The organism is Flavobacterium sp. KBS0721, assembly GCF_002007065.3.
In the GTDB taxonomy this organism is placed as follows: Bacteria; Bacteroidota; Bacteroidia; order Flavobacteriales; family Flavobacteriaceae; genus Flavobacterium; species Flavobacterium piscis.
Window position 1 is genome coordinate 1,356,602 of record NZ_CP042170.1, and the last position, 22,476, is coordinate 1,379,077.

Genomic DNA, 22,476 nt, shown 5'->3' on the forward strand with positions numbered 1-22,476 from the left:
TTTTATTTTAGTACTTTCTCTTCATTTCTTTTCATTGGTTTTAGTGGTTATTTAATTAGTATTTGATCGTTTTTTATAGTGTAATTAATGCCGTGTATGTCGTTAAAATAGCTCATTACCTTATCGATAGATTCGTCGCTAAAACTGGCATTGAATTTTTCTTTTGCCAGTTTTTCATTTTTGTTTATAATGGTCACATTATAGCGTCTTTCTAATTTGGTGATGATATTTTTGAAAGTCATATTTCTAAAAGTAAGTCCGCCATTTACCCATGAAGTATAGATATCGGTAAGAACTGGTTTAGTAAAAATCATGTTATTCTGTTTATTAAAACTTCCTTTGTATCCTGGCTTCAGAACCGTATTTTTACTAGCGTCAAATTCTTCGTGGACATTATACATTCCAACCGATCCTTCAACTAAAACAACATCTGTTGCAGCATCTTCTGGATAATTTGAAACGTTGAAATGAGTTCCTAAAACACGAACATTCAAGTCATCTGCATTTACGATAAAGGGATGTTTTTTGTCTTTAGCGACATCAAAGAAAGCTTCTCCGTCTAAAAACACCTGCCTGTTTTCTCCGGCAATAAATTTTACAGGATATTTTAAAGTAGTTCCGGAGTTTAAATGAACGGTAGTTCCATCAGATAACTGCAATTGAAATCTTTTGCCATATGGAATCTTGATGGTGTTATAAGCGATTTTTTCTAAATCAGAATTATTATCGTAAATAATTTTATCTCCGTTCTGATTCGCAACTATATTTCCATCAGCATCTCTTACCTCGACTTTATTGTTTTCAGAAATAATTTGAATATTTCCATTTTCTAATTGCAATACGATATCCGTGCTTTTAAAATCGAATTTTGGTTCTGTTTTAGTATCGAAAGCTCCTTTTTGATAAGCAAGTCCAATTCCTAATAAAACAACTATCGAAGCGGCAATCGAAATGTATTTTCTGAAATTTGATTTTTTAGGATGTAATTCGATTGTAGTTTCATTTTCTTTTGATGCAGATAAAATGTTCAGGAAAATGTCATCAGCAGTTTGCTGATTCATTTTTGGCATTTCGTCCAAAAGATTTTGAATATCCTCTACAGTTGGAAAATCGTCTGTAAGCTGGTTTTTTTTGTAATAGGCAATTACTTCATTTGTTTCCTCAGGGGTACATTGGTTTAAAACAAACTTTTGTAAAAGACGTTGCATTTCAGAATTTGAATTCATTAAGAATTATTTTTAGGTCCGGGTTTTATATAATACAGTTGAAAAGAAGTGGAGTACTACTCAAACGTTATAATTTTTTTAATTTTAACATTCTAATGGAAGGGAAAAACTTGTGAAGTATTGATTTTGTTGAGGTTTTTGATTGAAAAATATTTTTAGTTTTTTGGAGAAATCGCGTATAGAAGTAGCGAACTGTATGATTTAACCGCAAGGTTCGCAATGTGTTTTACGCAAGGCTCGCAAAGTTTTCAAAATATGAAAGCTTCAAAATGAATATATTGCTTTGCGAGACTTGCGTAAAACACATTGCGAACCACCTTGCGGTTAAACAAAAAAAATCACCCGGAAAGAGTGATTTTAATGGTTAAATATGGTTTTTTGGTTTAGATAATTTCGTCATGAACTTGAAAAAAGACCCGCATCGATTCTAATGCTTTACTCATTTGGTTCCTGACTGTATTGATTGAGATGCCGAGTTCCTGACTGATTTCTTCGTAACTCATGCCTTTTTTTCTTGACATCTTAAAAATTTTCTTTCGTTTTGGAGGCAATTGCTCCATGGCTTCTTTTCGGAGCTTCTTGCAATCAGCTTCGCGAATCGAATAATCACCATAATCATGAGATTTCTGACTTTCGTAAAAAATGGCTTCTTTAAGTAACGCATCATTTGCTGCTTTATTCAAAGAATTAAAAGCCTGATTTCTGGCAATTGTAAAAATATAGGCTTTAAAAGATTGTTCCGGATTTAAGTTTTCGCGATGTTGCCAAACTTTCATAAAAACATCCTGAACATTCTCTTCCGCAGCTTCTTTAGATTTTAAAAGGCTAATACTATAACCATAAATATCCTGATGGTATAAATCAAAAAGCTGACGAAATGCTTTTTCGTTGCCATTTTTGAGTTCACTCACCAATAATTTGTCGCTATGGTTCTTCGCTTCTAACATTAATTTAATTAGTCCTTATTTAAATCTAATTATATTATGATACTATCAAAATTGATACTCTAATTTGCTGATGGGTTAGCAAATATATAAAAATATTATTCGCAACAAATTTTATTAAAAAAAACTTAATTCTATATTTTTTAATAAAAATTATGCTGAATACCAGTAAAGTCAATGGTAACGCGCTTTTTATCAGTTCAATATGTTTTTGACTTATATTTTTAAAATTAATTATTCAGATCAATATTTATTGCGAATATTCTTATTTGTATCTGTAGATAATGATGATTTCATAATTAAAGTGCAAAAAAAATCCTTTTACCTTTCTGAGGAAGAAAGATAAAAGGATAGTATAACGAATCGTAATGATTTTGTGATTTAAAAAACTTATTAGTTTTTCAGGTCTTTAATTACTTTAAAAGCAACATCAACCTGGTCTTCTCCCACTAAAATGGTGAATTCATTTGAAGTCGAAATTACTTCATTAATAATAATTCCTTCCCATGCCAAACGTTGAAAAATGAAATAGTAAATACCAGGAACGACAATGTTTTCTTTCGGTAATTTTACTGTAATCGAAGCAAGATTATCTAATTTCTGAATTAGTTTTTCGCGCATAAAATGTTTTTCAACCAAATGATTTACACTGCTGCTAACCACAATATTGGTCTCGTTTACACCACGGGATGAGGTGTAAAAAATATCAGATAAAGCATTAATATCAGAAATTAAATCAGCTTGTTTGTTTAAAACCGTTTCAGAAGCTGCAAAGGTGTAATCCGTCAATTCAGAGCGAACTGTGATTTCACCAATATTCTTGATTACTTTATTGATTTTATGGTTCAGTTTAAAATCTAATTCTTCCGTGAGTCGTTTCAGCGACATTACAACAGCACCTTGTTTCACCTCTTTGCCAAATTCACTTTCTAATTCGGTCATAATGTTCCGTGAAAGCGACGTCAGGTTGATGATTCCAAGCGATAGCGCATTTAATAAAAAAGGTTTTGTTTTGATGTAATTTTCGACGATTGAAGAAACAGTTTTCATAGTTTTTTTTCTTTTTTTTTGTAACTTAATTGTGTTGGTTTAGTTAATAGGGGATGTTATAAATTCCTGCAAATATAAATAAAAAAACAATTTGTTACAAATATAACAATAAAAAATTATGTTAAAAATGATAAAAAGCATCTGTAAGATGTTCAATTGCAAATGTTTCGCCATTTTTATGGATGGCTATGATGTCAAATCTTATATTTAAATCATCACAAAAATCCTTTTCCCTATCGTTTATGTAGGCATTTACTGCTTTTATCAGAAGTTGAATCTTTTTTGGTTTCACAAAATCTTGTGGAGCACCAAAATCTAAACTCGATCTTGTTTTTACTTCGACGATGGCCAAAATAGATTCTTTTTGTGCGATAATATCAATTTCGGCTTTTTGAAAAGTCCAATTTCGATCTAAAATTTTATATCCTTCTTTCCGAAGAAATTCTACGGCCAGTTCTTCGCCTTTTTTTCCAAGTTCATTGTGTTCAGCCACTTTTAAGTTATGAGTTTTGAGTTATTAGTTATGAGTTTGTTTTGCACGCAAAGACGCAAAGTCGCAAAGAATTAAATAAAACTTTGCGACTTTGCGCCTTTGGGAGATTTTTATGTGGTATTTGGATTTTTCTTAATTAGAAGAAAACGAGAAATTATTATTTTTGAAAAGAAACGGTACTACCGGTTTCATTAACATCAATCGAAATTGTATTTCCCATAATAAGCGCTCTGTTGTCCTGAATATGGCCGGCCGGGAAATTGAAGATAACGGGAATATTATATTTTTTGGTTACATCATCAATAATTTCGACTGCATTTTTACCCCATGGTACTTCGTTGTCTTTCATTTTGGTCATTCCGCCAACGATGATTCCTTTTAGGTTTTCAATGCATCCATTACGCCTTAAATTGATCATCATGCGATCGATATGATATAAATATTCATCTAAATCCTCGATAAATAAAATTTTATCCTTGCAGTCAATAGCCGATGGTGATCCTAACAAACTATATAAGATAGACAAGTTACCGCCTACCAATTCTCCGGTTGCTTTACCAAAACGGTTCATTTTATCCGGAGCGACAGTATAAGATAGTGGTTCGCCAAACAAACTCGCTTTCATTGAGCTAATGGCAGCCGGAGTTGCACGCGGAATCGTAACGGGCATAATACCATGAATAGATTTATAACCCATTGTATTTAAATGATTGTGCAAAACCGTTACGTCGCTAAAACCAATAACCCATTTTGGGTGTTGCTTAAATTTAGTAAAATCTAAAAGGTCAATCATTCTCACGGTTCCATATCCGCCGCGAACACACCAAATTGCTTTGATATTGGGATTGTCCAACTGATGTTGGAAATCTGCAGCACGTTGTTCATCAGTTCCCGCCAATTGATTAAAATCGAGTCCAATTGAGGTTCCCACAACGGCTTCTAATCCCCAGCTTTTTAATAAATCTATGGTAGGTTTTAAGTTATCGTCGATATTTTTTCTGGCAGTTGCTAAAATGGCTACGGTATCTCCTTTTTGTAAATAAGGTGGTGTGATCATGTTTTGTTGTGATTGACAAGTGAATGAATGCAAAGTAAAAATAAGGAATATGAATTTACAACAGGCAAAGTGATTCTTTAAGTATTGGTTTAGGCTCATGTTCATGGTTTCTTTTCTACTTCAGTATTAATGATAAACAAATATAGAAATTTTAAAAAATAAAATAATTAGAAAAATCTTACAAATAGATTAATTTGCCTAAATTGAACTTTTTAAAATACTAAGTTCATGAAGATTTTTAGATTTCAGGTATATATTATTGCGCTGTTTTTTCTTTCGGTTTCACAGGCACAGTCAAAAAAGTATACCATTCATACCGTGGCATTTTATAATTTCGAAAATCTTTTCGACACGATAAACGATCCTGCAACCCATGATGACGAATGGACACCAAACGGAGCACAACATTGGACCAGAGAAAAGTACGAACAGAAACTAAAAAATCTTTCCAGAGTTTTGTCAGCAATAGGAACTCCTGAAAATCCCAACGCACCAACAATAATTGGCGGTTCTGAAATCGAAAACCGCGGCGTTCTCGAAGACTTAATCAAGGAACCCAAATTACAGCATCTCGACTACGGAATCATTCATTTTGATTCTCCGGACAAACGCGGAATCGATGTTGCATTACTCTATCAAAAAAAATATTTCAGGCCCACTTCTTATTCGAACATTCCTTTATATATCTATAAAAATAATACCATTGCAGACGAAAATAAAGAAGAAACAGATGATGAAATCGAAATAAAGACAGCCAACAACAACCGGATTTTTACAAGAGATCAGCTTTTGATAACTGGTTTTCTCGAAGGCGAGGAGATTCATATTATTGTCAATCACTGGCCATCGAGATCGGGCGGAGAAAAGAAAAGCAGTCCGTTTCGCGAAGCAGCAGGAAATTTAAACAGAAAAATTATCGATTCTTTACAACAAATAAATCCCAATGCAAAAGTCATAACAATGGGTGATTTAAACGACGGCCCGTTTAACCGAAGTGTAAAAATAGCTTTAGGAGCAAAGGCTAAAAAAAATGAAGTTCCCGAATTTGGTACATTTAATCCGTTTGAAGAACTGGCAAATAAAGGTATGGGAACGATCGCTTTTAGAGATTCATGGGACATTTTCGACCAGATTATCATTACAGAATCCCTTATAAAACCTGATTTTTCGACCTTTAAATTTTGGAAAGCCGGTATTTTTAGCAAACCCTTTCTTATTACGACTTCCGGACAATACAAGGGATATCCCCTACGACATAGTTTGACCGAGGTTGGTTTTAGCGATCATTTCCCCGCTTATATTTATTTGATAAAGGAGATGAAATAGGCGTACTTATAGTTTTCAATAGCAGTCTCAGTTTTCAGAATTTTGCGACTGAAAACTGGGACTGCGACTGAAAACTTTTCCTTAACTTAGCTTCATAGAAACTCAGTATCAGTAAATATGTCAATAGCAAAACCTTTCAACCTTACCAAATGGATCGACGAAAACCGTCATTTACTTAAACCGCCAGTAGGGAATAAAAATCTCTATGTAGATTCCGTCGATTATATTGTAATGATTGTAGCGGGGCCAAATGCCCGAAAAGATTACCATTATAACGAAACCGAGGAGCTTTTTTACCAACTCGAAGGCAGTATAAAAGTGGTTATTCAGGAAGATGGCGAACGTAAGGAAATGGAATTAAATGCCGGAGATATGTATCTTCATCCAGCGAAAGTTCCACATTCTCCAGTTCGTTCAGAAGGTTCTATTGGCTTAGTAATCGAACGCAAACGTGCCGGAAAAGGATATACTGACGGATTGCTTTGGCATTGCGATAATTGCAATCATAAACTTTATGAAGTGTTTTTTGAATTGCATAATATCGAAAAAGATTTCCTGCCACATTTCGAACATTTCTATAATTCAGAGGAATTGAGAACTTGTGATAATTGCGGAACCGTAATGGAATCTGATCCTAGATTTGTCGCGAAGAAATAAACATATCCTAACAGGTTTTTAAAACCTGTTAGGTATTATAATATTAGCAATTAAAGTCTTTGAAATTTTAGTTTTTAGGAGCTATTTCCCGCTATCCGTTTCAATCTTTTCCTGGCTAAAGAAGCCAGAAAAAGGATTTCCACTTCTATCGGGGCTAGGGCATTAGTTTTCAAAATGAAGTTTAAGATTTGACAGTTATTCTAGCTATATCTTAAAGCGCGTAAACCTTTGTCAAAGTTTTAAACTTTGACAAAGGTGGCAGACATCATGTAAAGTGCCCATCTTTGGCGAGTAACTTGCGGAGATTCTTCGTTCCTCAGAATGACAAAAATGAGAATATAATATTTGACTTAAAAAACTACAACTCAAACTTTTTCCCTTGTTCCGGATAAATAATCTTCAATCCAAGATCATTTTGCTTTTGCAATTGTGCTTTCAGTTTGATGATATTTTTAGTTGGTGGTTTCAAATGTGTCACGATAATATTAAAACCTTTCAAAGTTCCTTTTCCTGCTAAATCTTCTAAAGTGTGAAGTTCTTTCATTAAATAATTTGGCGTTAAATGTCCAAACAAAAACTGATCAGGCTGTTCATTAGGGAACGAAACTTCAATAAAAATTCCTTTTAGTTGTTTGCTTTTTACAATAGGCGCAATCGCTGTCCAAAGTGATTTCAGTTTATCGCTTTTTTCGACAACATCCGGTCCTGTATCTCCTAAATAAAGCACATAAGATTCTCCATTTTTAATCAAAAAAGCAGTACTCTCAAACGGATTTACATGACTTAACGGAAATGCTTTTGCAGTCATCGTAGTATTGGTAATTGGAGTTTCTTCTCCAATATTTAAAGTTTGAAAATGATATTTTTTTAATAGAGTTCCCGGACCTTTATCACCAAAATTGGCCCAGGTTTCATCATTAAAATAATGATTTTCCATCATCTCCATACATTTATCAGTTGCATAAACCGTTTTTGAAGAATCGGCAGGAGAATTAATAATCAATCCAGAAACGTGATCTAAATGTGCGTGAGAAATAAAATAGCTTTTAATATACTTTCGTAAAACTTCACTTGTCGAAACTTTAAATACTTTATTTTCGATGGCCTTTTCGATTCCGGCATTTATAGTTCCGGCATCGAGAGCAATAAAATCATTCGTATTTATTGGTGCTACTAAATATGCCGAAAGATTTTTTTCGTCGATTCCGCCTTTTATTCCTAGCGGAACAACCTGAAAAGCAGGTTTTTGTTCTTTTTGAGAAAATGCATTTGCAGAAATTAAAACCAAACAAATCAAAAGACGATTGAAAACAGACATATTTAAATAATTTTGTTGCTGCAAAGTTCCTGAATTAAGACGAATAAATTGTAGCATATTTCTTTATTTGAGTTTTATTAATCCTAAATTTACTTGATTTTAAAAACTTGCTTCGGTTGAAATTCAACTCGAAATAATATCTTTACATAAAAATATAACAATTTTAACTAAAAAAGTTACAATGACAACAATAGCATCGCAATTTGGAATGAATGAGGCTCTGGAAAAATTGGGCATCAAATTGATCAATGAAGGAACATCAACAGGAATAGAAAACTTTTCTTCAGGAGAAATTCTAGACAGTTTTTCACCAGTTGACGGGAAACTAATTGCTTCGGTAAAAATGTCATCACCTGAGGATTACGAAAAAGTAATGCAATCAGCGACAGCAGCTTTTAAAACTTTCCGTTTGATTCCTGCGCCACAACGTGGAGAAATTGTTCGTCAGTTTGGGCAAAAGTTGCGTGAAAATAAAGATGCGCTTGGTAAACTGGTTTCTTACGAAATGGGGAAATCATTGCAAGAGGGTTATGGAGAAGTTCAGGAAATGATCGACATCTGTGATTTTGCAGTTGGTTTATCACGTCAATTGCACGGATTAACGATGCATTCAGAAAGACCAGGACATCGCATGTACGAACAATATCATTCATTAGGAATAGTTGGAATTATTTCGGCATTCAACTTTCCGGTGGCAGTTTGGTCGTGGAACACTGCTTTAGCGTGGATTTCGGGAGATGTTTGCGTTTGGAAACCTTCTGAAAAAACACCACTTTGCGGAATTGCATGTCAAAACATTATTGCTCAGGTTATTAAGGAAAATAATCTTCCTGAGGGAATTTCTTGTTTGATAAATGGTGATTATAAAATAGGAGAATTAATGACGGCTGATACTCGTATTCCGTTAGTTTCTGCAACTGGTTCTACTAGAATGGGAAAAATCGTTGCACAAGCTGTTGCGGGACGTTTAGGTAAATCATTATTAGAACTTGGAGGAAATAATGCGATCATTGTTACTCCTGATGCTGACATCAAAATGACTGTTATTGGTGCTGTTTTTGGTGCAGTAGGAACTGCCGGACAACGCTGTACATCTACGCGCCGCTTAATCATTCACGAAAGTATTTATGATAAAGTAAAAGATGCTTTGGTAGCAGCTTACAAACAATTACGAATAGGGAATCCGCTTGACGAAAACAATCACGTTGGACCACTAATTGATACTCACGCGGTCGAAATGTATGCTGTAGCTTTAAACAAAGTTGTTGCCGAAGGCGGGAAAATTTTGGTTGAAGGCGGAGTACTTTCAGGTGAAGGTTACGAAAGTGGCTGTTACGTAAAACCGGCAATTGCCGAAGCTCAAAATTCATACGCCATCGTACAACACGAAACCTTTGCTCCGGTTTTATATTTAATTAAATATTCTGGAGATGTTGATAATGCTATCGAGATTCAGAATGGAGTAGGACAAGGGTTATCATCAGCAATTATGACCAACAATTTACGTGAAGCCGAAAGATTTTTATCTGTTGTAGGTTCTGATTGCGGAATTGCAAACGTCAACATCGGAACTTCAGGTGCTGAAATTGGTGGTGCTTTTGGAGGAGAAAAAGAAACAGGAGGCGGACGTGAATCCGGATCTGATGCCTGGAAAATTTATATGCGCCGTCAAACCAATACCATCAATTATACAACGAGTTTACCTTTGGCACAAGGAATCAAATTTGATTTGTAATTGTAAATAAATTCAATAGAAAACCGTTAATTTCAAATAAATGAAATTGGCGGTTTTTTATTTGGGTTAATTTATTTTACTATTTTTTGAGTGAAAAAATTTCTGCAAGCTGAGTTAAATTATAAAGCAAAAGTAAAGGCTTCCAAAAAATCAGAAGCCTTTACTTTTGCTTTATAGTTTTGAATGAAATTATTTTTTAATTATTTTTTTCGAAAAAGTACCTGTTTCTGTTGTTATCCTTACAATATAATTTCCTGCCGCAAGTTTGCTTACATCAATAGATTGTGTTTCCTTTTCAGCAGTTTTGAGTAACATTCCTAACAGATTATAAATTTCCACTTTTTGAACATTTTCTGATAAGATATGCAATTGATTTGCTACAGGGTTAGGATATACTGTGAAATTTGAAATCCCGAAGTCCTGATTTAAACCTAATGTAGCATAAGTCGTTTTAATATAGAATAAATTTGCTGCATCTTTTTTTGCAATAGTGTGATTTCCGGCGGCAATAGGCACATTTATAATTCCGTTTGATGCAGTATAGTTAGTTCCGTCAATTTTGGCAGTACCGGCAGCTTCAGCAAATAGTAGTATTAGTGTACTTGGCTGAGTTGTGGTATAAGTAATTGCGGTCGCAGTTTCCATTTTAAGGCATTGCGTTAATGTTTGTCCATTATAAGTAACGGTTCCTTTATTGGTTGCAAGGTTTCCTGTTATGGTATAAAAATCACTTGTTTTTCCTGATAAAGTAAAATCGTGTATTTCGTCACCGGCAATTGGCGCAACCGCTCCTTCAAGATTTATTGTTCCTGATAATTTTGCAGGAGTTCCTCCTGTACCACTTGTGGTAATAGTAAAAGAAATAGTGGCTGTTGGTGTGCCGCTTATCGTTATCGTTTTGTTTGTATCATCCTTTACGAAAGTTATTCCGGATGCAGGTAATCCTTTTATTGAAACGTCTGTTGCGTCACCTCCCCACACAAAAATCATTGGTTCAATAGCTGTTTCTGATGTAACCGTTTGATTAATGTCACTGTCTGTTGTTAAGCTCTGAGAACTTTCAACAACAGGGATTTCGCCTTGAATAGCAATCATAGTACTTGTGTAATTAGTAAGTGCTGCTTTAAGAGCCGGAATTACAAGTGCTGATTTATCATCGACAGCATTATTAAATGTCCATTTTAAATCTCCACCGGAAACCCTGCCCGCATATTGCATAACCTTACTTTTGGCTATTGATGGATCGTCGATAATTTGATTTTTTATGTAAAACGATGCATCATTATCGAAATTATTATAAGTATTTGCACCTAAAAATGATTTTACGCTTACAGGAATCTGATCTTCGCGATTGGTTACAACGTAGGCATCGAAATCAGTGGTAGAATTTATTTTTCCTGCAATGTTATATAATGGGTTGGTGTCTCCATAAGCTACAAATCGCATTTTATTTGTAGCGATATCGGCATCAAAGGTATTATTAAATGCTTTGATACTACCGCCAGCTTCACCAGAGAAAGTTCCTACTGTTTTTGCATTGTTTTTCTGAGCCGATTCATCCCAGGCATCCGTGCCCTGCATCGAGATCATCATTGGATTTTTAGTATTTCTAAAATAATTGCCTTCTAAAAATAAAGACGATCCCATAGTCGACCCGGCACCATATTTAGAATTACCATCATAATAATTATTGTAGATGTGGGCTGAATAAAAGCGAACACGAGGATGGCGCGAGTCAGAGTGATCGAACCAGTTATGATGATATGTAATATACAAGCCGGTTGTAGTCCCTTCGCTTAAACCTAAAAGACTTGCTTTTCCGCTATCCCAAAAGTGATTGTAAGCTAATGTAATATAAGTGGAATTTTTATTGTCTAATGCTCCGTCGCCTTTTATTTGGTCAGCGTCACTTCCGGCATCTCCATAAAATAAATCATTATTATGTACCCAAATATGGTCATTATCTTGTTGCATTCCGATATTATCGCCAGCAGTGCTATTGCAATTCATGAAGCCGAGATTACTAACCTCAATATTCGAAGCCGACTTAAGTCTTATTCCCATTCCGTTTACGACAGCATCATCTCCAACTCCTTCTATGGTAAGATAGCTGTTGGCATTATTTGCATTTTCTATCGTAATATCACCGCCTTCCATTATAGTCATGTCGGTAATGTTTCCAATTAAACGAATAATAAAAGGACGTGTGTCTTTTCCTTTTTTGATACCGTAAAGAATATTTTGTAAACCAACACATGGATTAGCGCTGGCTCCTGTAATATTCATCGAAATAGTATTTTTTGTATTTTGACTAATATAAAGAATCACTGCGTTGTTTTTTGGTGTGCCGTCTGCTTTATATCCTCCCGGAATACGACCACCGTGAAAAGCAAAACCTGATCGATCATGGGATGATACTGTTAAATTTTGTGTCGAAGATCCGGATCCTTCTACTGTTGCTGTAACTGGTTTAATGGTTATAGTATAATTTCCTGCAGCAAGTCCCGGAATATCGGCACGAAAATACGTTCCATAATCACGGATTAATTCGTTGTCTATTTTTTTATTGGTTTGACCGCCTCCGGTGTAGTAAACATTATAAGTGTCTGCTCCGGAAAGTGGCATCCATTTTACATAAGCTGATTCCAGCCAACCTGATGATTCATTAATTGTTATTTGCTGTGACCATGTTTGTATGGTAGCGAATAAAAATAGTAGATAAAGTAATCCTCTTTTCATGTTGTTTAGTTTTAAAGTTAGTCAAAGCGTGGTTTTGTGGATTTTATATCTTTAAAATGAATGCAGTAAAATGTAATCGATTACACAAAAATAAGTATTATTTTTAAATTATTAGTATTTATTCTCTAAAAAATATATAATATAAAAAAAAGATCTGTTTTTTACCGAATATGTAATAAATTGCACAGATTGTAATTTATTACATATGTAAAATCAATAGCTATTTGAGAGATTTTATGGGATTTTCTGACTGCTATTTAGATGATGGAGTTTGATTCTAAATTTATATTAAAGCAGTATTTTTTTTGAAAAAGTAAAAAGATTTCCTGCCATTCATATTACAAAATGATTAATAAGTTTAGTCGAAAAAAGATGCAAAAGGCTGGATATAAAATAGCCTTTTAAAGAAGTAATCGATCCAGTTCTAATTAAAAAAGGGGTATAAAAAAAGCCTTTTTGATTTCTCAAAAAGGCTTTGTATGTATTATGAGTAAAGAATTAATCTTTACTTGATAATTTCGATAATAATCTTAAGAATTCGATGTATAACCAAACTAAAGTAATCATTAATCCCATAGCTCCGTACCATTCCATAAATTTTGGCATTCTTTCCTGAACTCCTTTTTCAATTTGATCAAAGTCTAAAAATAAGTTCAAAGCGGCAATAATGATAACAAAAACACTAATTCCAATGCTCATCATTCCATTTCCGTAATGAACAGGAGTAAAATTAAAAATCAACGAAGCGATCCATGAAATCAAATAATAGGTTGCAATTGCTAAAGTAGCAGCAATAACTACTGATTTAAATTGCTCCGTAACTTTTACAATTTTAAATTTATATAATCCCAGGCAAACTAAAAAAGTTACAAGCGTTGCACTAACCGCATTTATTACGATTCCCGGATATTTAGCTTCAAAAATAGCAGAAATTCCTCCAATAAATAAACCTTCAAATAAGGCATAACCCGGAGCCAAATATGGAGAAAGGTGAGGTTTGAATACTGAAACTAAAACCAAAATAAAACCTATTATTGCTCCGCCAATTGCAGGTAATAAAGCATTCATTCCGTTAAATGCCATCCACCATGTTACCATTGCAGATCCGCATAATATTAAAAATAAAATAGCTGTTTTATTGATAGTACCTGACAAAGTCATTTCCTGATTGTAATCAATAATTTGAGCTTGGTGTACTTCTTCAGCTTTTGAAACAGCATTTGATGAAAAACGCTTGTTGCTTAAAAATGGATTTTTTGAGTTGAAGTTCATATTTCTAATACATTTAAATGAACCCAAATATATGGAGTTTTTTTGAAGCCCGTATTGTTTAAGTTAAATTTTTAACATGAATTTCTCTTCTGAAATAGAATGTCCCTGAAATAAAAAATCCATTCGTTATTGCGAATGGATTTCTTTATATTTTGATTGAAAATTTTAGTTCAATAAATCTAAAACTAATGATGGAAACAAACCTAAAACTATATTTAAAGTGATTGAAATTACAGCAACGGCATAAATAAGGAAAGGTTTTCCTGTACGTTCCTGGTTTGGTTCTTTAGAATACATGGCTAATATTAATTTGAAATAATAACCAACACTAATAATAGAGTTGATAACCGCAACAATTACTAAAGCAATATATCCGGCCTCAATAGTTTGATTGAATAAAAACAATTTAGCGAAGAATCCTGAGAAAATAGGAATACCGGCCATAGATAATAATGAACCTGTAAGGATTGCCGCTAACAATGGATTTGTTTTTCCTAAACCGTGAAAATTCGTAATATCTTCATTGTCCTGATTTTTACATACATATAATATTACGCTAAAAGCAGCAATTCCGGCCAATGCATAAGCAGCAGTATAATATAATAAAACACCTGCTGATGTGGCAACGGTTAATAAAGTCATCAACATAAAACCTGCATGCGAAATTCCTGAGAATGCCAACATACGTTTTACATTTACCTGACGTAATGCCATTATATTACCAACAGTCATAGAAGCAATTGAAATAATCACCACTATAGTTTCAAATGTTCCTAAAAGATCCTGATTGTCTAAAGAAGGAACAAAATTTAATGCCGAAACCAATTTATAAAGAGTTGCAATCGCTACTACTTTTGCCAAAGTACTCATTAATGCAGTAGTTAAAGCAGGAGATCCCTCGTAAACATCCGGAGCCCAGAAATGAAAAGGAACTGCAGCAACTTTAAACAACATACCAATAATCATCAAAATCATTCCAATTGGAAACCAGATTGGCAATTCGGCAGATAGAGAACTTTCATGAATTTCAGCAACATCAAAAGTTCCCATTGCTCCGTAAATCAGGCAAATTCCGAATAAGATAATTCCTGATGCAAAAGATCCCATCAAAAAGTATTTCATACCTGCTTCGTTACTTTTTAGATTTAATCTTTCGCTTGCTGCCAGTACATAAAGCGCAATTGATAAAATTTCGATTCCTAAGAAAAACATAGCTAAGTTTCCAAAAGAAACCATAGCAACTCCTCCGGCTAACAAAAAGATTTTTATAGCCACAAAATCAGAGATTTTTGTTGGATGATTTTCGTAAAAGTTATGACTTAATGCTACTAAGAAAATAGTCAGAATAATAAATAAAGATGAAAACGTAGTAGAGAACTTGCTCACCGTAATCATATTACTATAGTAACTTGCTGTTGATCCAAATTCGTAATAGTTAATGGCCAAAACACCCAACAAACCAATAATGGTGATAGGAACTATGGCTTTTCTTAAATTAAGAATTTCAAACAATAGGCAGAAAATACCCAATCCTGTTATAGCTATTAATGTATTCATTTTTGTTTTTTTGATTTAGGAAATCTCAAACTAATGATGCCCTAATTTATTTTTATTTAAAATATTAATTTTTATTGATAACGTTTAGAATTGTTTCTAAACTTGGTGTAATCAAGTCTGTAATTGGTTTTGGATAAAATCCGAATAATATTAAAACCGCAATAATTACTACGAATGAAATTCCTTCATTAACAGAAACATCCGCAAAAGTTTTTGAATTCGTTTCTCCTAACATTACATTTTGAAACATTTTAAGCATATAATAAGCTCCTAAAATAATAGTTGTTCCGCCTAAAACAGCAAACCAAATATTAATTTGAGAAAGACTATACAAAACAGTAAACTCTCCAACGAAATTAAAAGTTCCTGGTAAAGCTACAGAAGCCAATACCAAAATTAAAAACATAGAAGTAAATTTTGGAGATTGAGTACGAATACCGCCTAATTCACCAATTTCTCTGGTTTCGAATCTTCTAAAGATAACTTCACCGGCAAAGAACAATCCTACTACAACAAAACCGTGAGCAATCATTTGTAAAACAGCTCCGCGTAAACCATCAATGGTTAATGTGTAAGTTCCTGCAGCAATTAATCCAACGTGTGCAAGAGAAGAATAAGCCAACAATTTCTTTAAATCTCTTTGTCTTAAAGCTACGATCGATCCGTAAATTACTCCGGCAATTCCTAAAGCAATAAAGATATTCATGTATTCTTTTGCAGCCAATGGTGCAATTGGCAATTGCCAACGAATAACACTGTATAATCCCATTTTTAGCATGATACCAGATAAAAGCATTGTTCCAACAGTTGGCGCTTTTTGGTAAACGTTTGCCTGCCATGTGTGGAAAGGAATAATTGGAATTTTAATCGCATACGCTAAAAAGAAAGCTAAGAAAATCCAAAGTTGTTCACTAGCCGATAAATTTAATTTGTATAAATCTTCGATCAAGAAAGTTCCTGCTTTTTGATATAAATAAATGAAAGCAATTAACATGAACAATGAACCTGCAAGTGTGTAAATAAAGAATTTAACTACTGCTTTTCTACGTTCTTCAGCATCACCATTACCCCAAATAAGAGCAATAAAGTAAATAGGAATAAGTGCTAATTCCCAAAAGATATAATATAAAAGACCATCTGCTGCAAGGAAAGTTCCTATCATAGCAAAAGCCATAAATAAAATTAAAGCATAAAAACCTTTTGCATTTTTATATTCATTCCCAAAAGAAGAGAATATAATAATTGGCGTCAAAGCAACAGTCAGTAAAAGCATGGCAATTCCTAATCCATCGGCATTTAAAGCAAATGAAATATTAGGTTTAGTAATCCAGGTGTTGATTAAACTGATATTTTCGCCTGCATAAAAATGATTTAGCAATACAATTGAACAACCTAAAGCCGCCAAACTAAAGAACAAAGCTACTTTAGATGCTAGTTTGTCGCCAGCAAAATAAGTGACAAATGCACCAATTAGAAGAATAATTAATATAAGAGAAACGTTCATAGTTGTAAAATTATTTAGCTAAAAATATATAGGAAACAATGGCGCAAAGACCCAAAACAAAGGCAAAAAGATATAATCCGATACTTCCGTTTTGTAATTTTTTACCCTGAAAAGCGATTTCATTGGTTACTTTTCCTAATCCAAAAACAAGAGCAGATAAACCAGTCTCTATATAGTCTCTGAAAAATCTTGATAATCCGTTAATAGAGCGAACAAATACGGCATCGTAAGCTTCGTCTACATAATATTTGTTGTATAAAACTTTGGTTAAACCTGTAATGTTTTCATCGGCTTCCGGAACATTATCCTGTTTGAAGTATTTAATGTAAGCAATTAAAATACCTAACAATCCGCCTAAAACAGCAACTCCCATCAAAGTGTATTCTGTTGTGCCTAAATGATGCTCTTCTCCTGCCACTTTCGTGAAAAGCGGAGCCAGATATTCATTCAGCCAGCTATTTCCTGGTAAACTGATTAATCCTCCAAAAGTTGCCAAAATAGCTAAAATGATAAGCGGAATAGTAATTAATGAACCACTTTCATGTAAATGATGTTTTTGTTCTTCAGTTCCTCTAAATTCTTTGAAGAAAGTTAAGAACATTAATCTGAACATATAGAAAGCTGTCATGATTGAGGCTATCGATCCTACAACGTATAATGGAATACTTTTGTGGAAAGCAGTCAGTAAAATTTCATCTTTAGAAAAGAATCCTGAGAAAAATGGAACTCCTGAGATTGCCAATGAAGAAATCAACATCGTCCAGAAAGTGATAGGCATTGCTTTACGCAAACCACCCATCTTACGCATATCCTGTTCTCCGTGTAAACCGTGAATAACAGAACCTGATCCTAAGAACAAACAAGCCTTGAAGAAAGCATGAGTAATTACATGAAAAACAGCTACTTCATAAGCACCTAATCCTAACGCTAAAAACATTAAGCCTAATTGAGAAACGGTAGAGTAGGCCAATACTTTTTTAATATCAGTCTGAACCAAACCTATTGTTGCAGCAACTAATGAAGTTACAGCTCCAACTATTGCGATAAGATTCTGAACATCGTGGGCTAAATCGAAAACAAAGTTTAATCTCGTTACCATGAAGATACCTGCAGTAACCATTGTCGCCGCGTGAATCAATGCAGAAACCGGGGTTGGTCCAGCCATCGCGTCAGGTAACCAAGTGTATAACGGAATCTGTGCAGATTTACCACAAGCTCCAATAAACAAACATAAAGCTGCTAGTGAAAGCAAGGGTAAGTTTAGGTTTGTTGCTCCAGCGATTGCCGTTTTCAAAGTTGCATAATCTAAAGTTGAGAACATAGAGCCTAAAATGAACATTCCAATTAAAAGACCTAAATCTCCAATTCTGTTCATGATGAACGCTTTTTTTGCAGCATCATTGTAATCCTGGTTTTTATGCCAAAATCCAATTAATAGGTAAGAACAAAGTCCAACACCTTCCCATCCGATGAAAAGTACTAATAAGTTGCTTCCAATTACAAGTGTAATCATAAAGAAAATGAACAAATTCAAGTAAGAGAAGAATTTGTGCATGTTCTCGTCATCATGCATGTAACTGATAGAGTATAAGTGAATCAAAGATCCAATTCCCGTTACAAAAAGTAACCAAAGAACAGATAATTGATCTAATAAAAATCCAAGATTGATTTTTAAATTGCTAATTTGAATCCAATCAAATAAAGTCACTTCAATTGCTTTTCCCGTTGAAGTTATTTGATTAAAAAGTAAAAGAGAAACTATAAAAGAAATTACTACGGCAATAGTTCCGATTGCACCAGAAACTGTTTTCCCTAAGTTTTTGCCAAAGAAAACGTTGATTAAAAATCCTAAAAAAGGAGATAAAACTAAAAGTAAAGCTAAATTGGTATCCATTTTTATTTATCCTTTTAAATTTTTTAAATTATCGATGCTAATCGAACCTAAATTTCTAAAGATCGAAACTAAAATAGCCAATCCAACTGCAACTTCTGCTGCAGCAACTGCCATCGAGAAGAATACAAAGACTTGTCCTTGCGCGTCTTGATGATAAGTTGAAAAAGCAACAAATAAAAGGTTAACAGCATTCAACATGATTTCGATAGACATGAAAACGATAATAGCATTTCGTCTGTACAATACACCAAAAACACCAATACAGAAAAGTACAACACTTAAAAAGATGTAGTTTTCAATACCTATTTGATTTAATATATTACCCATTATTTATTTAATTTTTCTTTTTTAGACAATAATACAGTTCCAATCATGGCTACTAAAAGCAAGACCGAAGCGAATTCAAACGGAACCATATATTCGTTCAGTAATATTTTACCCAATACTTTAATCGATTGAAAATCTTCACCAGTTGAATCGTATTCACCAACAATTGGTTTAGAGTTAATGAAAATGGCAATCAATACAACGCAAATCAAACAAAAAGAAACAATCGCGCCTAAACGTGTAATTCTGGGTCTGTGTACTTGATGGCGTTCGTTAAGATTCATCAACATGATCGTAAACAGGAACAAAATCATAATTGCTCCGGAATAAACTATAAGATGTACTATAGCTAAAAATTGAGCATTCAATAGTAAATAATGACCAGCAATTGAGAAAAAACAAATCACTAAATAAATAGCACTATGAATTGGGTTTCTGCTAAAAATGGTCAAAAAAGCGGTAATCACCGTAATAAACGCTAAGAAACAAAATATAATTTGTACAGTTGTCGCGTGTGCAAAATCAGGAATATGTATCATTTAGTTAGCATTATTAAGTTGAGCATTTTTGATCGCCACATCAAGAGGCATCACTAATCTGTCTTTTCCAAAAATGAAATCTTCTCTTTCGTAGCTAGCAGGAACTAATACTTTTGAAGTCGTCAAATAGATTGCATCTTTCGGGCAAGCTTCTTCGCATAAACCGCAGAAAATGCAACGCAACATATTGATTTCATATATCGAAGCATATTTTTCTTCTCTGTACAAATGTTTTTCATCTGCTTTACGTTCTGCAGCTTTCATCGTGATTGCTTCAGCAGGACATGATAAAGCACATAATCCACAAGCGGTACAGTTTTCACGACCTTGTTCATCACGTTTTAACTGGTGTTGACCACGATAAACCGGACTCATTTCACGCACTTGCTCAGGATAGTGAATCGTCACTTTTTTTCTGAATAAGTGTTTAAGTGTGATATATAATCCTTTCACAATCGCCACAAGATACAATCGTTCCCAAAAAGTCATCTCTTTATTCGAGACCATCTTTTTTCTACCCGATAATGATATAGTTTCTATTGACATTTTTTAATGTATGATTTACGATTTACTATTTGTGTTTAAACAAATCAAATCTGTTTTATTTTTATTTGAAGCTAATCCTGCTATCCGCTATATCTTTTGGCCGCTGCGGCGGATAAAAAGATGCTGCTTCTATCAAGGCTTGGCATTACGTTTCTTAGAATCCTAAAGCTGCTGCGATATCGTGTCTTAAAATAACAGCTCCGGTAATCATGATATTAATGATTGAAAGCGGAATTAAAATTCTCCAGCCTAAATTCATTAATTGGTCATATCTAAATCTTGGAATTGTCCAACGTACCCACATATAGAAAAATATGAAGAAACATAATTTTGCAAACAATGCTGCAATTCCTAATAGATTAGCAATATTTACTCCAGCATGTTCTACCATCCAGCTCATTCCAGGATAATTATATCCTCCAAAGAATAAAACAGAAATAATAGTAGCTGAAATAAACATACTTGCATATTCAGCAAATAAATAGAATCCCATTTTCATGGATGAATATTCTGTATGGTAACCACCAATCAACTCAGATTCACATTCTGCTAAATCGAAAGGAGTTCTGTTGGTTTCAGCAAAAGAACAAATAAGGAAAATCAAGAAAGATAAAGGCTGGTAAAATACGTTCCAGTTCATTTCTTGTTGTTGAAGAGAGATTTCTCTTAAACTTAAAGTCCCGGTCATCATCAACAAAGCAATCATTGATAATCCCATTGCAACTTCATAAGAAACCATTTGCGAAGCTGCACGAACAGCTCCCATCAAAGAGAATTTATTATTAGAAGCCCATCCACCAATCATGATGCCATAAACTCCAATAGAAAGTACTCCAAAAATGTATAAAATACCAATATTAATATCGGTTGCCTGCAATAGAACATCGCGACCAAAAATATGTAATTTATCTCCCCAGGGAATTACTGCACTTGTCATTAAAGCTGTACTCATGGCAATTGCCGGTCCTACAACGAATAAAAACTTGTTAGGTGTATTTGGGAAAAATTCTTCTTTTGAGAATAATTTCATACCATCTGCAAGAGGTTGTAATAATCCTCCCCATCCGGCACGGTTTGGTCCTACACGATCCTGAAGATAAGCTGCAACTTTACGTTCAGCCCAGGTAGAATACATTGCCATGATCATTGTTATAGCGAAAACCACAACAATCACAACACTTTTTTCTATAATAAATGTACCATCTACCATCGTTATGAATTTTTGTTGTTAGTATTTAATGGAATTTCAGCCATACTAATTTTTTTACGGTCTTCATCTCTACCCATAAGGATAGTTTTTTCAGTATCGATTTCTACTTTCTCTAATTTTTGAGTGTAGTTATTTTGGTTGATAACAGAATCTTTTTCAAATTCTCTTGGTCCTTCGATAACCCAGTCATTTACATTTTTGTGTTCAAAACGACAAGAGTTACAAATGAATTCTTCAACTTCATGATACTCGTCTTTACGACCTGTAACACGTTGAATTTCTCCTCCAAACATCCAAACGGTAGTTTTTCCACAACATCCAGGAGTTGTACACTCTCTGTGTGCATTGTATGGTTTGTTAAACCAAACTCTTGATTTAAAACGGAAAGTTTTGTCTGTTAAAGCTCCAACCGGACAAACGTCAATCATGTTTCCAGAAAACTCGTTGTCGATTGCTTTGGAAATTCCAGTTGAAATATTAGCATGATCACCACGATCTAATACTCCGTGAACTCTATTGTCTGTCAATTGATCTGCAACTTGTACACATCTTTGGCATAAAATACAACGGTTCATATGCAGTTGAATATTTGGACCAATATCTTCTGGTTCAAATGTTCTTTTTTCTTCAATAAAACGTGATTTCGGATTACCGTGCTCAAAACTTAAGTTTTGAAGATCACATTCTCCGGCCTGATCACAAATAGGACAATCTAACGGATGGTTGATCAATAAAAATTCTGTTACAGATTTACGGGCTTCCGTAACTCTGGCAGATGATTTACTGTTTACTTCCATCCCGTCCATACATCCTGTTACACAAGATGCCATTAATTTTGGCATTGGTCTTGGGTCAGCTTCACTACCTTTAGAAACTTCAACTAAACAACAACGGCATTTTCCGCCACTGCCTTTTAATTTTGAGTAATAGCACATGGCTGGCGGTACCAAATCTCCACCAATCATACGTGCAGCCTGCAGGATCGTTGTTCCTGGCTCTACGTCTATACTTTGACCGTCTATGGTTACTTTCATCTCTTGCTTTTGTTTTTTTAGTTTCAGGTTTCACGTTTCAGGTTTTAA

At 34.0% G+C, this 22,476-nt stretch carries 19 protein-coding genes; 3 read left to right on the forward strand and 16 right to left on the reverse strand.

The window, feature by feature from the left end; all coding sequences use genetic code 11:
• Window positions 1–47 precede the first annotated feature (47 nt).
• The 5 genes from B0M43_RS06050 to B0M43_RS06070 all read right to left on the reverse strand — a co-directional run bounded on the left by B0M43_RS06050 (window position 48) and on the right by B0M43_RS06070 (window position 4,770).
• Window positions 48–1,226, reverse strand: coding sequence for a FecR family protein (locus B0M43_RS06050; protein ID WP_078006479.1), 1,179 nt, complete (start codon window positions 1,224–1,226; stop codon window positions 48–50).
• A 383-nt stretch (window positions 1,227–1,609) separates the two neighbouring features.
• A complete protein-coding gene (locus tag B0M43_RS06055) occupies window positions 1,610–2,173 on the reverse strand; it encodes an RNA polymerase sigma factor (RefSeq protein WP_065451617.1) in 564 nt (187 codons plus the stop codon).
• A gap of 390 nt (window positions 2,174–2,563) precedes the next feature.
• Window positions 2,564–3,220 carry a hypothetical protein gene (locus B0M43_RS06060; RefSeq protein WP_008466087.1) on the reverse strand — a complete coding sequence of 219 codons (657 nt, stop codon included), beginning with the start codon at window positions 3,218–3,220 and terminating at the stop codon, window positions 2,564–2,566.
• Window positions 3,221–3,341: 121 nt separating this feature from the next.
• Window positions 3,342–3,713, reverse strand: a complete 372-nt coding sequence (locus B0M43_RS06065; RefSeq protein WP_065451616.1) for a YraN family protein — start codon at window positions 3,711–3,713, stop codon at window positions 3,342–3,344.
• Window positions 3,714–3,870: 157 nt separating this feature from the next.
• Window positions 3,871–4,770, reverse strand: coding sequence for an LD-carboxypeptidase (locus tag B0M43_RS06070; RefSeq protein WP_078006478.1), 900 nt, complete (start codon window positions 4,768–4,770; stop codon window positions 3,871–3,873).
• A 228-nt stretch (window positions 4,771–4,998) separates the two neighbouring features.
• On the opposite strand from B0M43_RS06070, the gene B0M43_RS06075 reads away from it, so the two are divergent.
• Together B0M43_RS06075 and B0M43_RS06080 are read left to right on the forward strand one after the other, a co-directional pair.
• Complete coding sequence (locus B0M43_RS06075) at window positions 4,999–6,096, forward strand: endonuclease (protein ID WP_078006477.1); 1,098 nt, start codon at window positions 4,999–5,001, stop codon at window positions 6,094–6,096.
• 117 nt (window positions 6,097–6,213) lie between these two features.
• Window positions 6,214–6,753 (forward strand): 3-hydroxyanthranilate 3,4-dioxygenase, encoded by a 540-nt coding sequence (locus B0M43_RS06080; protein WP_078006476.1) that lies wholly within the window; start codon window positions 6,214–6,216, stop codon window positions 6,751–6,753.
• A 358-nt stretch (window positions 6,754–7,111) separates the two neighbouring features.
• Here B0M43_RS06080 and B0M43_RS06085 read toward each other — a convergent pair whose 3' ends face one another.
• Window positions 7,112–8,071: an MBL fold metallo-hydrolase gene (locus tag B0M43_RS06085; RefSeq protein WP_078006475.1), complete on the reverse strand. Its 960-nt coding sequence runs from the start codon at window positions 8,069–8,071 to the stop codon at window positions 7,112–7,114.
• Window positions 8,072–8,252: 181 nt separating this feature from the next.
• Between B0M43_RS06085 and B0M43_RS06090 the strand changes: the two genes are divergently transcribed.
• Window positions 8,253–9,806, forward strand: a complete 1,554-nt coding sequence (locus B0M43_RS06090) for an aldehyde dehydrogenase family protein (protein ID WP_065451612.1) — start codon at window positions 8,253–8,255, stop codon at window positions 9,804–9,806.
• Window positions 9,807–9,995: 189 nt separating this feature from the next.
• Here the strand turns inward: B0M43_RS06090 and B0M43_RS06095 are convergent, their stop codons facing one another.
• The 10 genes from B0M43_RS06095 to B0M43_RS06140 form a co-directional block, all read right to left on the reverse strand.
• Window positions 9,996–12,545, reverse strand: a complete 2,550-nt coding sequence (locus tag B0M43_RS06095) for a T9SS type A sorting domain-containing protein (RefSeq protein ID WP_078006474.1) — start codon at window positions 12,543–12,545, stop codon at window positions 9,996–9,998.
• 498 nt (window positions 12,546–13,043) lie between these two features.
• On the reverse strand, window positions 13,044–13,817 hold the full coding sequence (locus B0M43_RS06100) for a Bax inhibitor-1/YccA family protein (protein ID WP_065451610.1): 774 nt from the start codon (window positions 13,815–13,817) through the stop codon (window positions 13,044–13,046).
• Window positions 13,818–13,982: 165 nt separating this feature from the next.
• Complete coding sequence (locus tag B0M43_RS06105) at window positions 13,983–15,374, reverse strand: NADH-quinone oxidoreductase subunit N (RefSeq protein WP_078006473.1); 1,392 nt, start codon at window positions 15,372–15,374, stop codon at window positions 13,983–13,985.
• Between the two features lie 64 nt (window positions 15,375–15,438).
• On the reverse strand, window positions 15,439–16,878 hold the full coding sequence (locus B0M43_RS06110) for a NuoM family protein (RefSeq protein ID WP_078006472.1): 1,440 nt from the start codon (window positions 16,876–16,878) through the stop codon (window positions 15,439–15,441).
• Window positions 16,879–16,888: 10 nt separating this feature from the next.
• Window positions 16,889–18,772, reverse strand: a complete 1,884-nt coding sequence (gene nuoL, locus B0M43_RS06115) for an NADH-quinone oxidoreductase subunit L (RefSeq protein WP_078006471.1) — start codon at window positions 18,770–18,772, stop codon at window positions 16,889–16,891.
• A 6-nt stretch (window positions 18,773–18,778) separates the two neighbouring features.
• Complete coding sequence (nuoK, locus tag B0M43_RS06120) at window positions 18,779–19,099, reverse strand: NADH-quinone oxidoreductase subunit NuoK (RefSeq protein WP_026982591.1); 321 nt, start codon at window positions 19,097–19,099, stop codon at window positions 18,779–18,781.
• The gene (locus tag B0M43_RS06125) at window positions 19,099–19,638 is read right to left on the reverse strand and encodes an NADH-quinone oxidoreductase subunit J (protein WP_065451606.1); all 540 of its coding nucleotides are present in this window, start codon (window positions 19,636–19,638) and stop codon (window positions 19,099–19,101) included. The genes nuoK and B0M43_RS06125 overlap by 1 nt, the downstream gene beginning before the upstream one ends.
• The gene (locus B0M43_RS06130; protein WP_065451605.1) at window positions 19,639–20,184 is read right to left on the reverse strand and encodes an NADH-quinone oxidoreductase subunit I; all 546 of its coding nucleotides are present in this window, start codon (window positions 20,182–20,184) and stop codon (window positions 19,639–19,641) included.
• A 154-nt stretch (window positions 20,185–20,338) separates the two neighbouring features.
• Window positions 20,339–21,394 (reverse strand): NADH-quinone oxidoreductase subunit NuoH, encoded by a 1,056-nt coding sequence (gene nuoH, locus B0M43_RS06135; RefSeq protein WP_065451604.1) that lies wholly within the window; start codon window positions 21,392–21,394, stop codon window positions 20,339–20,341.
• A 2-nt stretch (window positions 21,395–21,396) separates the two neighbouring features.
• Window positions 21,397–22,428, reverse strand: coding sequence for a 2Fe-2S iron-sulfur cluster-binding protein (locus B0M43_RS06140; RefSeq protein WP_065451603.1), 1,032 nt, complete (start codon window positions 22,426–22,428; stop codon window positions 21,397–21,399).
• Between the last annotated feature and the right edge of the window lie 48 nt (window positions 22,429–22,476).

Bases quoted from the DNA above. Each gene is read 5' to 3' on its own strand.
- B0M43_RS06075 (WP_078006477.1), top strand. From the start codon at position 4,999: ATGAAGATTTTTAGATTTCAGGTATATATTATTGCGCTGTTTTTTCTT.
- B0M43_RS06090 (WP_065451612.1), top strand. From the start codon at position 8,253: ATGACAACAATAGCATCGCAATTTGGAATGAATGAGGCTCTGGAAAAA.
- B0M43_RS06050 (WP_078006479.1), bottom strand. From the start codon at position 1,226: ATGAATTCAAATTCTGAAATGCAACGTCTTTTACAAAAGTTTGTTTTA.
- B0M43_RS06100 (WP_065451610.1), bottom strand. From the start codon at position 13,817: ATGAACTTCAACTCAAAAAATCCATTTTTAAGCAACAAGCGTTTTTCA.
- B0M43_RS06070 (WP_078006478.1), bottom strand. From the start codon at position 4,770: ATGATCACACCACCTTATTTACAAAAAGGAGATACCGTAGCCATTTTA.
- nuoH (WP_065451604.1), bottom strand. From the start codon at position 21,394: ATGGTAGATGGTACATTTATTATAGAAAAAAGTGTTGTGATTGTTGTG.
- B0M43_RS06110 (WP_078006472.1), bottom strand. From the start codon at position 16,878: ATGAACGTTTCTCTTATATTAATTATTCTTCTAATTGGTGCATTTGTC.
- B0M43_RS06140 (WP_065451603.1), bottom strand. From the start codon at position 22,428: ATGAAAGTAACCATAGACGGTCAAAGTATAGACGTAGAGCCAGGAACA.
- B0M43_RS06095 (WP_078006474.1), bottom strand. From the start codon at position 12,545: ATGAAAAGAGGATTACTTTATCTACTATTTTTATTCGCTACCATACAA.
- B0M43_RS06130 (WP_065451605.1), bottom strand. From the start codon at position 20,184: ATGTCAATAGAAACTATATCATTATCGGGTAGAAAAAAGATGGTCTCG.
- B0M43_RS06105 (WP_078006473.1), bottom strand. From the start codon at position 15,374: ATGAATACATTAATAGCTATAACAGGATTGGGTATTTTCTGCCTATTG.
- nuoL (WP_078006471.1), bottom strand. From the start codon at position 18,772: ATGGATACCAATTTAGCTTTACTTTTAGTTTTATCTCCTTTTTTAGGA.
- B0M43_RS06125 (WP_065451606.1), bottom strand. From the start codon at position 19,638: ATGATACATATTCCTGATTTTGCACACGCGACAACTGTACAAATTATA.
- nuoK (WP_026982591.1), bottom strand. From the start codon at position 19,099: ATGGGTAATATATTAAATCAAATAGGTATTGAAAACTACATCTTTTTA.
- B0M43_RS06085 (WP_078006475.1), bottom strand. From the start codon at position 8,071: ATGTCTGTTTTCAATCGTCTTTTGATTTGTTTGGTTTTAATTTCTGCA.
- B0M43_RS06055 (WP_065451617.1), bottom strand. From the start codon at position 2,173: ATGTTAGAAGCGAAGAACCATAGCGACAAATTATTGGTGAGTGAACTC.
- B0M43_RS06080 (WP_078006476.1), top strand. From the start codon at position 6,214: ATGTCAATAGCAAAACCTTTCAACCTTACCAAATGGATCGACGAAAAC.
- B0M43_RS06060 (WP_008466087.1), bottom strand. From the start codon at position 3,220: ATGAAAACTGTTTCTTCAATCGTCGAAAATTACATCAAAACAAAACCT.